13 protein-coding genes are annotated in these 13,451 nt (G+C 64.9%); 6 read left to right on the top strand and 7 right to left on the bottom strand.

From position 1 onward, the window contains the following. Positions 1 to 119: 119 nt before the first annotated feature. Genes QW881_RS14050 through QW881_RS14030 form a run of 5 tightly spaced genes read left to right on the top strand, consistent with a single transcriptional unit; the run spans position 120 to position 5,455 of the window. Complete coding sequence (locus tag QW881_RS14050; protein WP_316158452.1) at positions 120 to 2,540, top strand: TonB-dependent receptor; 2,421 nt, start codon at positions 120 to 122, stop codon at positions 2,538 to 2,540. A gap of 2 nt (positions 2,541 to 2,542) precedes the next feature. Beyond that, a complete protein-coding gene (locus tag QW881_RS14045; protein ID WP_316158451.1) occupies positions 2,543 to 3,232 on the top strand; it encodes a Fe2+-dependent dioxygenase in 690 nt (229 codons plus the stop codon). An 11-nt stretch (positions 3,233 to 3,243) separates the two neighbouring features. Then, positions 3,244 to 4,176, top strand: coding sequence for a tonB-system energizer ExbB (gene exbB / locus QW881_RS14040; RefSeq protein ID WP_316158450.1), 933 nt, complete (start codon positions 3,244 to 3,246; stop codon positions 4,174 to 4,176). 6 nt (positions 4,177 to 4,182) lie between these two features. Further along, the gene (gene exbD, locus QW881_RS14035; RefSeq protein WP_315776871.1) at positions 4,183 to 4,650 is read left to right on the top strand and encodes a TonB system transport protein ExbD; all 468 of its coding nucleotides are present in this window, start codon (positions 4,183 to 4,185) and stop codon (positions 4,648 to 4,650) included. A gap of 16 nt (positions 4,651 to 4,666) precedes the next feature. Continuing rightward, positions 4,667 to 5,455, top strand: a complete 789-nt coding sequence (locus QW881_RS14030) for a TonB family protein (protein ID WP_316158449.1) — start codon at positions 4,667 to 4,669, stop codon at positions 5,453 to 5,455. Positions 5,456 to 5,476: 21 nt separating this feature from the next. Here the strand turns inward: QW881_RS14030 and QW881_RS14025 are convergent, their stop codons facing one another. The 7 genes from QW881_RS14025 to QW881_RS13995 form a co-directional block, all read right to left on the bottom strand. Next, complete coding sequence (locus tag QW881_RS14025; protein ID WP_315757963.1) at positions 5,477 to 5,881, bottom strand: hypothetical protein; 405 nt, start codon at positions 5,879 to 5,881, stop codon at positions 5,477 to 5,479. 61 nt (positions 5,882 to 5,942) lie between these two features. Further along, a complete protein-coding gene (locus QW881_RS14020; protein ID WP_315757946.1) occupies positions 5,943 to 6,623 on the bottom strand; it encodes a site-2 protease family protein in 681 nt (226 codons plus the stop codon). A 55-nt stretch (positions 6,624 to 6,678) separates the two neighbouring features. Further along, positions 6,679 to 7,068, bottom strand: a complete 390-nt coding sequence (locus QW881_RS14015; RefSeq protein WP_315757945.1) for a GFA family protein — start codon at positions 7,066 to 7,068, stop codon at positions 6,679 to 6,681. 200 nt (positions 7,069 to 7,268) lie between these two features. Next, positions 7,269 to 8,015 carry an SDR family NAD(P)-dependent oxidoreductase gene (locus tag QW881_RS14010; protein ID WP_315757944.1) on the bottom strand — a complete coding sequence of 249 codons (747 nt, stop codon included), beginning with the start codon at positions 8,013 to 8,015 and terminating at the stop codon, positions 7,269 to 7,271. A 115-nt stretch (positions 8,016 to 8,130) separates the two neighbouring features. Next, complete coding sequence (locus tag QW881_RS14005) at positions 8,131 to 8,865, bottom strand: SDR family oxidoreductase (RefSeq protein ID WP_315757943.1); 735 nt, start codon at positions 8,863 to 8,865, stop codon at positions 8,131 to 8,133. Positions 8,866 to 9,003: 138 nt separating this feature from the next. Further along, on the bottom strand, positions 9,004 to 10,827 hold the full coding sequence (locus QW881_RS14000) for an IlvD/Edd family dehydratase (protein WP_315776867.1): 1,824 nt from the start codon (positions 10,825 to 10,827) through the stop codon (positions 9,004 to 9,006). Between the two features lie 138 nt (positions 10,828 to 10,965). Then, positions 10,966 to 12,045, bottom strand: a complete 1,080-nt coding sequence (locus QW881_RS13995) for a LacI family DNA-binding transcriptional regulator (RefSeq protein WP_316158448.1) — start codon at positions 12,043 to 12,045, stop codon at positions 10,966 to 10,968. Between the two features lie 289 nt (positions 12,046 to 12,334). On the opposite strand from QW881_RS13995, the gene QW881_RS13990 reads away from it, so the two are divergent. Further along, on the top strand, positions 12,335 to 13,396 hold the full coding sequence (locus tag QW881_RS13990) for a sn-glycerol-3-phosphate ABC transporter ATP-binding protein UgpC (RefSeq protein ID WP_315739705.1): 1,062 nt from the start codon (positions 12,335 to 12,337) through the stop codon (positions 13,394 to 13,396). Positions 13,397 to 13,451 lie beyond the last annotated feature (55 nt).

Raw genomic sequence — 13,451 nt, 5'->3', positions numbered from 1 at the left:
ATTAGGGCTCCTCAAATTGACCCCCTGAAACGCGCCCGATACCAACGACACATCGTTGCAACGCAAATGATCCGCGTTCGCGATGTGGAATGAAAAAATCTGGGGCGCGTGAAAATAATATGGGACAGGTGAGAGCACCGCGTTCGCTGCGTGGGGTCGCAGCGACGAAGTTCAATGACGGACGAGGAGAGGGGCCCTCCGTCACCAAGGTGTCGGCGGTGGCCGGGCTGATGGCGGTGGCATCGATGTCCTCGGCCGAGGCGCAGCCGGCTTCCGACCTGCCCCCGGTCAACGTCGATGCGCCGATCGCGCGCGCCAAGCCGACGTCCCCCAAGCCGACCGCCGAGCAGGTCCGCGCGCGCAATGCCCTACGCCGCGCGGCGGCCCGTCAGCAGGCGGCGCAGCAGGCCGCGGTGGCGTTCCCGAACGCAGGCGGGCTGTCCGCGCCGGACGCCAACCCCTACGCGGACGCAGCCGAGCCCTACAAGGTCAACCGCGTGCAGGCGTCGGGCAAGTTTCCTGAGCCGCTACTGAATACGCCCAAGACCATCACGGTGATGAGCAAGGAGGTGCTGCAGGACAAGCACATCACGGCGCTCAAGGAGATCGGCCGCTCGACCGCCGGCGTCACGCTCGGATCGGGCGAAGGCGGCAATGCGTTCGGCGACCGCTTCTTCATTCGCGGCTTCGATGCCCGCAACGACGTCTTCATCGACGGCATCCGTGATCCCGCCGTGTCGATCCGCGAGAACTTCTTCACCGAGCAGATCGAGATCCTGCGCGGTCCGGCCTCGTCCTATGCCGGACGCGGCACCGCCGGCGGCGCCATCAACATCGTCACCAAGCAGGCTGGCGATACGAACTTCAAGCGGATGGATACCGAGTTCGGCACCGACCAGCAGAAGCGCGTCACGCTCGACGTGAACCAGGTGATCTCGCCAACCTTCTCGGTGCGCACCGGCGGTCTGTTCCAGGACTCCAACGTCGCGGGGCGCAACTACGTCACCGACGACCGCTGGGGCGCCTTCCTCTCGACCAAGTGGACGCCGATCGACGATCTCAAGATCACGACGAACTATGTCCATACCGATCTGTCGGGTTATCCGGATTTCGGCGTACCCTACTACAAGCAAGGCAACGTCCCCGTGACCTCCGCGGGCATTCCGCGCGGCACCTGGTATGGCTTCCTCAATCGCGACTTCCAGACGGCGCGGCAGGATTTCGGCACTGCCGCAGCCGAGTACAAGGTCAACGAGGCGATCACCCTCAGCAGCAAGTTCCGCGGCGAGCACTCGCTGCTCAACTATATCGGCACCTTGCCGCAGAATCCGAACACGACCAGCCCCAATCCGCTGCTCTGGACCACCACGGCGAGCGCGCAGAGCCGCTATCAGACGGTGGACGTCTGGGCCAACCAGAACGACGCCACGTTCAAGCTCGATACCGGCGGCGTCAAGCATACCGCCGTTCTCGGCACCGAGTTCTCGAACGAGAACATCTCGATCGATCGCTACACCGGCCTCTCGTCCGAACTGTTCGGCGGCGGCTCGACCAGCTCGGGCGCGGTCACCGGCGTCAACGTGTACTCGCCGCAATACACCTACATCCCATTCAGCACCACGCCGTCGCTGGTCGGCAACCCGACGCGCTACGGCGTCAACACCAACAGCGTCTACGTCATGGACACGGCCAACTGGCGGGACACGGTCATCCTGAACGGTGGGGTGCGCTATGACGGCTACACCATGAGTTCGTCGACGAACTCGCCGAAATACCTCAAGATGAACGCGGACCTGGTCAACTACAATGTCGGCCTGGTCTACAAGCCGATGCCGATCGGCAGCATCTACGCGGCCTATGCGACCTCGGCTAATCCGTTCGGCTCCGAGCTCGACGCCACCGGCACCGACTATGGCGGCGTGCCCGCCAACACCGCCGTGCTGCTCGGGCCGGAGCGCAACAAGGCCGCCGAGCTCGGCACCAAATGGGAGCTGGTGGACCGCCATCTGCTGGTCTCAGCCGCACTGTTCCAGACCACCAAGGACAATGCCCGCGAGACCGTCGGCGGCCTGCTCACCTCGGGCGCGGCCTACCGCATCCAGGGCATCGACATCGAGGCGGAAGGCAAGCTCACCGATCGCTGGAGCATCTTCGGCGGCCTGGTGCTGATGCAGTCGAAGGTCACGCGGAGCGGCGTCGCCTCCAACATCGGCCTGCAGCTCGCCAACATCGCGCATCAGTCGTTCAGCATGCTGTCGAAGTACAAGCTCGACAATGGCTGGGAGATCGGCGGCCAGGCGGTCTACCGCTCCAAGGTCTATGGCGGCACCTTCGCGGCGAACACCGGCAACGAGCTGCCGAGCTACTGGCGCTTCGACGCGTTCGTCGAGAAGAAGCTCGACGCGCACTGGACCATGAAGCTCTATGCCCAGAACCTGACCAACAAGCTGTACTACGACACACTGTATCGGAGCGCGGTGCCGTTCGTCGCCGTGGCCCCGGGGCGCGCCTTCTACATCGTCACCACTGCGAAGTTCTGATCATGCTGATCTGCATCCCCGACGTTCTGTCGAAGGACGAGGTGGCCGAGTTCCGCCGCATCATGGATGCGGCGGAGTGGGAGGACGGCCGCTCGACGGCCGGGGCGCAGTCGGCCATGGTCAAGCGCAACGAGCAATTGCCGCCGGACGGCGAGGCGGCGCGGGTGCTCGGCCAGCGCATCATCCAGGCGTTGACGAAGCATCCGCGCTTCCTGTCGGCGGCGATCCCGCTGCAGATCTTTCCGCCCTTGTTCAACCGCTACACAGCCTCGCGCGGCGATCATTTCGGCATCCATGTCGACAACGCCGTGCGCGGCGATCCGCTCACCGGCCTGCGCATCCGCACCGACCTGTCGATGACCTTGTTCCTCGCCGAGCCCGACGAATATGATGGTGGCGAGCTTGTGATCGAGGACACCTACGGCTCGCACGAAGTCAAGTTGCCCGCGGGGCATGCGGTGCTGTATCCGTCATCGAGCCTTCACATGGTCACGCCGGTCATGCGCGGCGCCCGGGTCGCCTCTTTTTTCTGGATGCAGAGCATGGTACGGGATGCCCACGTCCGGAGCATGATCTTCGATCTGGACACGGCGATCCAGAGTCTGGCGGAACGCCTCGGGAGGGACGATCCCGATGCTGTCAAGCTGACCGGCATCTATCACAATCTGATCCGGCAATGGGCCGAGGTCTAATGGGCCGAAATATGATGACATCGTTCCTCGTTAGGTTTGCAATCGTCCTGTCATGTCTGTCTGCTGCTGCGGGGCTACCTGCACATGCGCAGCAGGAGCCCGCCAGGTCCGCGCCGGCGGTCTCGACCGATCTGTCCGCGCCGGGCACGGCACACACGATGGCACCACCGGCATCGGTCCAGGCCGCGCCGACGGCTGCTGCGCCGGCCGGCGCAGAGAGCGGCACCCGAAGCGGCAAGTCGGTTGCCACCGGACTCGACGAGCTGTCGCCACTCGGCATGTTCCTCAAGGCAGACATGGTCGTCAAAGCGGTCATGATCGCGCTGGCGCTGGCTTCGGTCGCGAGCTGGGCGATCTTGATTGCCAAGAGCATCGAGTTTTCCGTGCTGCGCCGGCGGCTCGTCGGCGCGCTGCGCAAGCTCACCGGCGCCAAGTCGCTGGCGGAAGCGCAGCTCGCGCTCGGCCATGGAAGAAACGTTGCGGCGGTACTGCTGCAGGCGGCGATATCGGAGGCCCGGCTGTCGGCAGGGCTGAACAGCGATGAGGGCATCAAGGAGCGCGCGGCCTCGAGCTTCACCGAGATCGTGCGTGCGGAAGCGCGGCGCGTGCGCGTCGGCATGGGCCTGCTCGCCACGGTCGGCGCAATCTCGCCCTTCGTCGGGCTGTTCGGCACCGTCTGGGGCATCATGAACAGCTTCATCGGCATTTCCAAATCGCAGACCACCAACCTCGCAGTGGTCGCGCCGGGCATCGCCGAGGCGCTGCTGGCGACCGCGATCGGGCTTGCCGCCGCGATCCCTGCCGTCATCATCTACAATCACTTTTCGCGCGTGACGAAGGGTTATCTGGAGCTCGTCAACCGCGCATCCGGTGCCGCCGGCCGCCTGCTGTCGCGTGATCTCGACCGCAGCCAGGTCGGCATTCACGTGCGCGCGGCGGAGTAGCAGGCGATGGCCGTTTCGCTCTCCGAAGGCGATCTCGACGACGATTTCGACGAGACCCACGACATCAACGTGACGCCGTTCATCGACGTCATCCTGGTGCTCTTGATCATCTTCATGGTGGCGGCGCCGCTGTCGACCGTCGACCTGCCGATCGACCTGCCGTCCTCCAGCGCCACGCCGCAGAAGAAGCCGGACAAGCCGACCTATGTCTCGATCAAGCCGGACCTGTCGCTGGCGATCGGGGAAAACCTGGTCAAACGCGTCGACCTGGTGCGCGAGCTCGACGCCATGACCGATCAGCCCAAGGACCGGCCGATCTTCCTGCGCGCTGACAAGCTGGTGCCCTATGGCGAGCTGATGGGAGTCCTGGAGCTGCTGCGCGCCGGCGGCTACACCAAGATCAAGCTGGTGGCGCTGGAAGCGCCGCCTGCCGCGGCCGCCCAGGTGCCGCCGGCCCAGCCCGCGCAGCCGTGAGGGGCGCTGGCTAGTGATGAGCGACCTCGACATCGGGCACTCCCCCTCGCGCCGTCTGTGGTTTCTGGCCATCATGGGCGCGCTGATGCTGCATGTCGGCGGCGCCGCACTGGCGCTGACGCATCTGAAGGACGACGAGGACGCCGGCGGCCTCGGCGCGGCGGGCGCTGAGGTCATCGACATCGACATGGGCTCGCCGAGGGTCGAGAACGACGAGGTTCCGGTCGGACAGGACTCGGTGGCGCAGACAGCCGCTCCGCAGATGCAGGAGCAGAAGGCCGAGGTCGAGCAGACCGATCTGCAGAAGGATGTCCCGACCACGACCGAGGAGGCCGACCGCGAGGTCACGACCTCCGACGTGAAGAAGCCGACCGAGGAGCAGAAGGTCGCGACGGTCCAGACACAGGCGTCAGAGGCGCAGGAAGCCTCCGAGGACAGGGCGCGCAAGGCCCTGGACGAGAAGGTTCCTGAAGCCGAGAAGACCAAAGCGCCGAATGCCGGCATCGGCAAGGACGTGCAAAGGCTGACGGCCAATTGGGGTCGCAAGATCAGCGCCTATTTCGAACTGCACAAGAAGTATCCATCCGGAAAGAAGGTTGCAGCCCAGCTCAAGCTGGCGCTCGTGCTCAACCGGCTCGGCCGTGTCGTCTCGGTGGACGTCAGGGAAACGTCCGGCGATCCGGAGTTCGATCAGGCCGCCGTCAGCATGGTCCGCCGTTCGGATCCCGTGCCAAAGCCTCCCGCGGGCCTCACCGACGACGAATTCTCCTTCATCCTGCCGGTCAAGTTCAACCCGCCGAAATGAGGGCGTGGGCTTTGGCCGACCTCACTGCCAATACAGCCTGACTCCGACATAGACCGCGCAGAGCGCGGCGAAGATCAGCGCGACCGGCAGCTTGCGCGGAGCGGTCGTCCCGCTCTGCGCGGCCTTCGGCTTCGGCGGCAACTTGCGGAAGGCGGTGACATTGTCGGTCACCGGCTCGGCGGCGACCGGCTTGACTTCAGGCGGGACGCCGCCACCGCCCATCTCGGCATAATAGGCCTTGTACATCTCGCGGATGGTGGCCTCGGTGGCCTCGTCCTCAGACATGTCGTCAAGGCGGGTCTTGTAGCTTGCCAGGAAGTCCTGCGCCGCCGGCGGCAGGCCGGAGGCGCCGTTCAGTTTGGCGATCATCTTCCAGGTCGCGAAATCGGCACGGGCGCGGGTGTCGGCGCGGCGTGCGATCATCATGTCGGCGGCTTTGACCAAGAGTGCCTCGGGGCTCGTTCGTTACCATCCCTGACGGGTAGATCTAGACGTTACCCGTCAATAACAGAAGCAGCTGCTTCAGAGAATCGGTCGTGGCGCGGAGCAGCCCCGACACAAGATCAAGATTGAGACCGAACTGGGAACCCGCCAGCGGCAGAAGGATCAAGAATCCGATCAAAATCAGCATGCCATAGGGCTCGAGCCGGGCAAAAGGCCGCGCCAGCACCGACGGCAGCAGGCCGACCGCGACCCGGCCGCCGTCCAGCGGCGGTATCGGGAGCATGTTGAACACGGCGAGCAGGATGTTGAACGAGAAGGCATTCAGCAGGTTGTGGGCAACCCACTGCGCGCCCCCGGCCGGCACGAACGGCATGAGGTGAAAGGCCAGGGCGGCCGCAAGCGCAAGCGCGATGTTGGTCGCCGGGCCCGCGAGCGCCACCATCACCATGCCGGCCCGCAGCGGCTGCAGATTGCGAAAATCGACCGGCACCGGCTTGGCGTAGCCGAACAGGAACGGCGAGCCGGACAGCAGCAGCATGCCCGGCAGCAGGATCGTGCCGAACGGATCGATGTGCTTGAGCGGGTTGAAGCTGACGCGACCGAGTCGCAACGCCGTGTCGTCGCCGAACCGCCAGGCGACGAAGGCGTGAGCGGCCTCATGAAAGGTGATGGCGATGATGATCGGCAGGATCCAGACGGAGATGCCGTAGAGGGAGATGTTCAAGGATCGGGGTTCCGGACGCGTTACGGCGTTACATAGGCACGATGGTTCCCCGATGCTACGCGGGATTCTCCGGAAATTGCGGCAGGCCGTCGTTGAGCTGCACCCAATCCATCTTTTCCGAGACCCAGATGTGCTCGGTCGGGGCAAAGGCGTTGCGGTCGTCGAAGCAGGCCAGCGCCACGCCGACCACCGGGCGCGTCTTGCGCCATGAGAACAGCCTGACGCCGCAGCGCGGGCAGAACATGCGGTCGAGCGCGTCGGAGGAGGGGAAGCGCGCGGTTTCGCCGGCGATCGTCAGCGCGTCGTGCGCGAACAGCGCGCGGGCGAAGAACGGCGAGCCCGTCGACCGCTGGCAGTTGCGGCAGTGGCAGACGCGCACGTTGATCGGCTCGCCGGTGCATTGAAAGCGCACCGCGCCGCAGAAGCAGCCGCCGTGGTGGGTCATCAGGCAAGCTCCATGGGTCAGAAATCCGTGTCGTCAGCGAGACGTGTAGGGTGGGCAAAGGCGCGAGGCAGTCATGCCTGTGTTCTCGCAAAATCTCCCGCGCGCGGTGCCCACCGTCCTGATGGGTGAAAGCCGATGGTGCGCACGTCGCCGTCTGCGACGGCGCCTTTGCCCACCCTACACGTACCAAACTAACCAAACTAATAAGTTGCGCGGCCGCCGGAAATGTCGAATACGGCGCCGGTCGAGAACGAGCATTCTTCCGAGGCGAGCCACGACACCAGTGCTGCCAGTTCCTCGACCAGCACGAAGCGGCCCTTCGGGATCTTCGACAGCATGAAATTGATGTGCGCTTCCGTCATCTGGTCGAAGATGGCGGTCTTCGCCGCGGCGGGCGTCACCGCATTGACCGTGATGTTGTGCTGCGCCAGCTCTTTGCCGAGCGACTTGGTCAGCGCGATCAGGCCGGCTTTGGACGCCGAGTAGTGCGCAGCGTTCGGGTTGCCCTCCTTGCCGGCGATCGAGGCGATGTTGACGATGCGGCCATAGCCCTGCTTCAGCATCACCGGCACGATCGCCTTGGCGCAGATGAAGGGACCGTCGAGATTGATGCGCAGCACCTTGCGCCACTCCTCGAGATCGGTCTCCCACACCGTCTTGTTGATGCCGGCGATGCCGGCATTGTTGACCAGGATGTCGATGCCGCCGAACGCGGCCAGCGTCGCGTCACGCGCGCCTTCGACCGCTTTGGTGTCGGTGACGTCGACCTGCAGCGCCAGCACCTCCGAACCGATCGCCTGCGCGGTCTTCTCCGCCAGCGCGATGTCGTGATCCCAGATCGCGACCTTGGCGCCGGAGGCCTTGAAGCGCTCGGTGATGGCGCGGCCAAAGCCCTGCGCGCCGCCGGTGACCACGGCGCAGCGGTTGGTAAGGTCGATGTGGTTCATGATGTTTCCCCGGTCGATCTTTGTTGTCGTCATTCCGGGGCGCGCGCAGCGCGCCCCCGGAATCTCAAGATTCCGGGTTCAGCCCTGCGGGCTGCCCCGGAATGACGGAGCAGAACTACAGCGTCCAGCCGCCGTCGATGGTATGCGCTACGCCGGTCGTGAACGCGCTCTCGTCGCTGGCGAGATAGACCGCGAGATGGGCGATCTCCTCCGCCGTGCCGAGCCGGCCCATCGGCTGGCGCGAGATGAACATCTCCAGCCCGTTCGGGCCGGCCGAGGCCGCGCGTCCCAGCATCGAGGGCGTTTCGATCGTGCCCGGGCAGATGCAGTTGCAGCGGATGCGCTTGCCCACGAAATCGGCGGCGACCGAGCGCGTCAGCGCCGCCACGGCCGCCTTGGTCGCACCGTAGACGTAGCGGTTCGGCGCCGCCTTGAACACGCCCGCGGCGGAGGCGATGTTGACGATGGCGCCGCCGCCCTGATCGAGCATCTTCGGCAGGAAGGCGCGGATGGTGCGATGCATCGACTTGACGTTCAGATCGAACGAGAAATCCCAGTCGTCGTCGGAGCAGTCGAGGATGGTGCCGTTATGCACGAAGCCGGCGGCATTGAGCAGGATCTCGACCTTGCCGACCCGCTCGGCCATCGCGTTCACGGCCGCGGTGTTGCGCACGTCGAGCGTCGCGACCTCGGCAATGCCTTCGCTCTTCAGCGTGTTCAGGCCGTTCTCATCGATGTCGGTGGCGAATACGGTGGCGCCTTGACGCGCGAAGGCAATGGCACAGGCGCGGCCGATGCCGGCAGCGGCGGCAGTGACGAAGGCGCGCTTGCCCTTGAGACGGTCGGACATGGGGTCTCCCTGGAGATGCGATTTGATGTCTTCCGTCATCACGAGCGCAGCGAAGCGATCCAGGGGCCGAACGAGGACTCCGGATTGCTTCGTCGCTTCGCTCCTCGCAATGACAGTGGTTGGCTTTGTGCGTTGTGATTAGTGATTATGCCGCGCCACACCGACGGTGCCGGCGATGTTGTGATAGCGCGTGGCAAGCTCCATGCAGGCGCCGGTGGACTGCTGGCCCACGGTGTTGCGATAGAGCTCCTGCCAAGGCGTCTGATTGGCGGGGTGCGGGAAGCCGCCCTTGGCCTTCAGCTCGGCGCGCCGCTTCGCGAGCTCCTCGTCCGAGATCAGGATGTTGGCCGAGCCCTTGTTGAGGTCGATGCGCACGCGGTCGCCGGTCTTGAGGATTGCGAGCCCGCCATCGGCGGCGGCTTCCGGCGACGCATTGAGGATCGAAGGCGAGCCCGAGGTGCCCGACTGCCGGCCGTCGCCGATGCAGGGCAGAGACAGGATGCCGCGTTTGATCAGCGCCGCCGGCGGCTGCATGTTGACCACCTCGGCGCCGCCGGGATAGCCGATCGGCCCGGCGCCGCGGATGAACAGCACGCAGTGCTCGTCGATCGCAAGCGACGCATCGTCGATGCGGTCGTGATAGTCCTCCGGACCCTCGAACACGATGGCGCGGCCCTCGAACGCGTTGGGGTCCTTCGGGTTGACGAGATAGCGGTCGCGGAATTCCTTGGAGATCACGCTGGTCTTCATGATCGCGGAATCGAACAGGTTGCCGCGCAGCACCAGGAAGCCGGCGTCCTTCACCAGCGGCTTGTCGTAGGACCAGATCACGTCGCCGTCGGGCTTCGGCGCCTCGCGGCAATTCTCACCCATGCTGCGGCCGTTGACGGTGATGACGTCCTCGTGGATGCGCCTGTGGCGCATCAACTCGCCGATCACGGCCGGCACGCCGCCGGCGCGATGGAATTCCTCGCCGAGATAGAAGCCGGCCGGCTGCATGTTGACCAGCAGCGGCACGTCATGGCCGAACTTCTGCCAGTCGTCGATGTCGAGCTCGACGCCGACATGGCGCGCCAGCGCGTTGATGTGGATCGGCGCGTTGGTCGAGCCGCCGATCGCGGAGTTGGCGACGATGCAGTTCTCGAACGCCTTGCGGGTGAGGATGTCAGAAGGCTTGAGGTCCTCCCACACCATGTCGACGATGCGTGTTCCCGTCTCGTAGGCGATCTGGCCGCGCTCGCGATAGGGCGCTGGGATCGCGGCGCAGCCGGGCAGGGACATGCCGAGTGCCTCGGCCAGAGCATTCATCGTCGATGCCGTGCCCATGGTGTTGCAATGGCCAACCGACGGCGCCGAGGAGGCGACGATCTCCATGAACTCCTCATAGCCGATCTCGCCGGCGGCGAGCCGCTCGCGCGACTTCCACACCACGGTGCCGGAGCCAGTGCGCTGACCCTCGTGCCAGCCGTTCAGCATCGGGCCGCCCGACAGCACGATGGCGGGAATGTTCACGGTCGCCGCGGCCATCAGGCAGGCCGGCGTCGTCTTGTCGCAGCCGGTCGTCAGCACCACGCCGTCGAGCGGATAGCCGAACAGGATTTCCACCAGGCCGAGATAAGCGAGGTTGCGGTCGAGCGCGGCCGTCGGGCGCTTGCCGGTCTCCTGGATCGGATGGGTCGGAAATTCCATCGCGATGCCGCCGGCCGCGCGGATGCCCTCGCGGACGCGGTGCGCCAGCTCGATGTGATGGCGGTTGCAGGGCGAGAGATCGTTGCCGGTCTGGGCAATGCCGATGATCGGCTTGCCCGACTGGAGCTCGGCGCGGGTCAGGCCGTAATTCAGATAGCGCTCGAGATAGAGCGCGGTCATGCCCGGATTGTGCGGATCGTTGAACCACGCCTGCGAGCGCAGCTTGCGGCTCTTGTCAGCGCCGTTGCCGGCATGCCCGTTCGACTTCGTCATGTGTTTTCTCCCGCAGTGCAAACGTGGCGAGGCCGGTCCGTCGTCTGCGCGCCATCGGCCCGCTGTCGAAGATCGCCTACGTCTTTCGTTCAAGTCATCGTTGGTTCGAGTGGTTCTAGTTCATGGCTTTTGGTTGCGCTACCATTTTGTTCCGGAAGCGCGCCCCGACGCGGGCTGCGGACTTGCGGCGGCGCGCTGCAAGGTCGAGCTCTGCCGTTCGATCACCTCGAAGCCGAGATCGACGACGCGCTCCGCCACGGGACGGCCTTCGACGGCGTCCATGATCATCGTCGCCGCGCGCCGGCCCATCTCGTAGCGATTGGTGCGCACGCTGGTGAGCGTCGGAACCGCCGCGGCCATGAATTCCATATCATTGAAGCCGACGATCGCGATCTGCTCGGGCACCGCAATGTGCCGGCGCTGGCATTCGAACAGCACGCCGAGCGCGAGATCGTCATTGGCGCAGAACACCGCGTCGAGATCCGGCGCCTTCATCAGCAGATCGGAGAACAGGCTGCCACCCATTGTGGTCGAGGTCGGAACAGGCGCCGTGACGATGAGACGCGGGTCGAACAAACCGGCCTCCTTCATCGCGTTCTGATAGCCCTGCAGCCTGCGCTGCACCCTTGGGTCCATGCGGGCGCCGATGAAGCCGATGCGACGGCAGCCCTGCGCGAGAAGGTGTGAAATGGCTGCAAAACAGGCATCGACATGCGAAAATCCGATCATCATGTCGATCGGGTCGGTGCCGAGCTCCATGATCTGTACGACCGGACAGTCCGCTGCCTGGATGATCGACCGGCTCTCCGCCGTCTGGTCGAGGCCGGTCACGATCAACCCGGCCGGCTTCTGCATCAGGAACAGCCGCAACAGGCGTTCCTCTTGCAGCACGCTGTAGCGGGTGTTGGCGAGCTGGATGCTGTAGCGGCTACCCTCGAACGCGTCATAGATGCCGCGCAGCACGTCGGAGAACACGTTGTTGGTGAGGGACGGTATCAGCACGCCGATCACTTCGGTGCGCTGCGAAGCGAGCGCGCGGGCGGCGAGGTTCGGCACATAGCCGAGCTCCTTGGCGGCACTCTCGATCCGCGTGCGGCGGCCGGCCGAGACCGTGGCGGGATTACGGAAGAAGCGTGACACCGTGATCGGGCTGACGCCCGCCAGTGCCGCAACTTCGGTCAGCCGGACTTTGCCCGGCTCGATGCGTTTCCGTCCCATGCCTCGCTCATAGCATAGGCGGTCTGGTACACAAGCGATATTGACAGCGCTATCACGCGGTTGCTAAGCGAGGCATTGCGGAAGCGAACTGAACTGCGGACAATGTCAGCCGAGCTGGTCCTTGTTTCAGATCCAGTCGGAGCGACCATAGCCAACAACAAGGCCACCAAAAACAAGACTGCACGACCAAGACTACAAAACGACAAGCGGCCTGATCAAACGGCCGAGAACAACGGTCAGAATGCCGCCGGCAAGCAGCCAATGCTGTCGGTCTTTGAGGAGGAAATTGATGTCGTCGGTGCAAATTCGCGACGTGCGCAAATCATTCGGCGGATTCGAGGTGCTGCACGGCGTGACGATTCCGATCGAGGATGGCGAGTTCGTCGTGCTGGTCGGGCCGTCCGGCTGCGGCAAGTCGACGCTGCTGCGCATGCTCGCAGGGCTCGAGAACATCACCGCCGGAACCATCTCGATCGGAGAGCGCGTCGTCAACAACGTGCAGCCGAAAGAGCGCGACATCGCGATGGTGTTCCAGAACTACGCGCTCTATCCGCATATGACGGTCGCCGACAACATGGGCTTCTCGCTGAAGCTGCGCGGCGCACGGCCCGAGGACATCAAGAAGGGCGTCGCGCGCGCCGCCGAGATCCTGGCGCTGACGCCGCTGCTCGACCGCTATCCGCGCCAGCTCTCCGGCGGCCAGCGCCAGCGCGTCGCGATGGGCCGCGCCATCGTGCGCGATCCGCAGGTGTTCCTGTTCGACGAGCCGTTGTCGAACCTCGATGCCAAGCTGCGCGTCGCGATGCGCACCGAGATCAAGGAGCTGCATCAGCGGCTCAAGACCACCACCGTCTACGTCACCCACGACCAGATCGAGGCCATGACGATGGCCGACAAGATCGTCGTGATGCATGATGGCATCGTCGAGCAGATGGGCTCGCCACTCGATCTCTACGACAAGCCGGACAACCAGTTTGTGGCCGGCTTCATCGGCTCGCCGGCGATGAACTTCCTCAACGGCCACCTCAAGTCCAACGGCTCGGTCTATGTCGAGACCGAGAACGGCGCCAGGCTACCGATCCTCACCGCGCCGGCGGCCTCCGACGGCCGCCCCGTCGTCTACGGCGTCAGGCCCGAGCATCTCGAACTCGCCGATGACGGCATCGAGGCCGAAGTGGTCGTGGTCGAGCCGACCGGCTCGGAGACGCAGATCGTCGCCCGCATCGGCACTCAGGACATCATCGCGGTGTTCCGCGATCGCCACGAGGTCAATCCTGGGGCGAAGATCCATTTGCGTCCGCGCGCGTCGGCGGCGCATCTGTTCGACAAGGACAGCGGCCGGAGAATTTGACCAGCCGCACGGCGCGGAACTGACAACAAGCAAAACAAGCAAAATACTCAACGGG

Origin of the sequence: Bradyrhizobium sp. SZCCHNS3016, from assembly GCF_032484535.1 — a bacterium.
GTDB lineage: Bacteria > Pseudomonadota > Alphaproteobacteria > Rhizobiales > Xanthobacteraceae > Bradyrhizobium.
Note: the sequence above shows the minus strand (reverse complement) of the source record. Positions and strands in the feature narration are given on the sequence as shown.

Bases quoted from the DNA above. Each gene is read 5' to 3' on its own strand.
- QW881_RS14050 (WP_316158452.1), top strand. From the start codon at position 120: ATGGGACAGGTGAGAGCACCGCGTTCGCTGCGTGGGGTCGCAGCGACG.
- QW881_RS14045 (WP_316158451.1), top strand. From the start codon at position 2,543: ATGCTGATCTGCATCCCCGACGTTCTGTCGAAGGACGAGGTGGCCGAG.
- exbB (WP_316158450.1), top strand. From the start codon at position 3,244: ATGATGACATCGTTCCTCGTTAGGTTTGCAATCGTCCTGTCATGTCTG.
- exbD (WP_315776871.1), top strand. From the start codon at position 4,183: ATGGCCGTTTCGCTCTCCGAAGGCGATCTCGACGACGATTTCGACGAG.
- QW881_RS14030 (WP_316158449.1), top strand. From the start codon at position 4,667: ATGAGCGACCTCGACATCGGGCACTCCCCCTCGCGCCGTCTGTGGTTT.
- QW881_RS14025 (WP_315757963.1), bottom strand. From the start codon at position 5,881: ATGATGATCGCACGCCGCGCCGACACCCGCGCCCGTGCCGATTTCGCG.
- QW881_RS14015 (WP_315757945.1), bottom strand. From the start codon at position 7,068: ATGACCCACCACGGCGGCTGCTTCTGCGGCGCGGTGCGCTTTCAATGC.
- QW881_RS14010 (WP_315757944.1), bottom strand. From the start codon at position 8,015: ATGAACCACATCGACCTTACCAACCGCTGCGCCGTGGTCACCGGCGGC.
- QW881_RS14005 (WP_315757943.1), bottom strand. From the start codon at position 8,865: ATGTCCGACCGTCTCAAGGGCAAGCGCGCCTTCGTCACTGCCGCCGCT.
- QW881_RS14000 (WP_315776867.1), bottom strand. From the start codon at position 10,827: ATGACGAAGTCGAACGGGCATGCCGGCAACGGCGCTGACAAGAGCCGC.
- QW881_RS13995 (WP_316158448.1), bottom strand. From the start codon at position 12,045: ATGGGACGGAAACGCATCGAGCCGGGCAAAGTCCGGCTGACCGAAGTT.
- QW881_RS13990 (WP_315739705.1), top strand. From the start codon at position 12,335: ATGTCGTCGGTGCAAATTCGCGACGTGCGCAAATCATTCGGCGGATTC.